The organism is Methylobacterium sp. Leaf88 (assembly GCF_001422795.1).
Lineage (GTDB): Bacteria > Pseudomonadota > Alphaproteobacteria > Rhizobiales > Beijerinckiaceae > Methylobacterium.
This window is the reverse complement of sequence record NZ_LMMK01000002.1, coordinates 1-222: the sequence shown is the minus strand read 5'-3', so window position 1 is coordinate 222 and position 222 is coordinate 1. Positions and strand designations below refer to the sequence as shown.

The 222-nt window shown below is 75.7% G+C and carries 1 protein-coding gene; it reads left to right on the top strand.

Annotation, left to right across the window (positions count from 1 at the left end; genetic code table 11):
- A partial coding sequence (locus tag ASF20_RS24765) for a transketolase C-terminal domain-containing protein (protein WP_280136459.1) occupies positions 1-222 on the top strand: 222 nt, incomplete at both ends.

Here is a 222-nt window from a genome sequence, read left to right as displayed (position 1 = left end):
CGGGGCCGGATGGTGCGCGCGCCCGAGGGGGCGCGGGTGGCGCTGCTGAGCCTGGGCACGCGGTTGTCGGAGGCGCTGAAGGCGGCCGACGCGCTGGAGGCGGAGGGCATCGCGGTGAGCGTGGCGGATGCGCGCTTCGCCAAGCCGCTGGACGAGGCACTGATCCTGGACCTGGCCGCGCGCCACGAGGTCCTGGTGACGCTGGAAGAGGGGTCGGTGGGG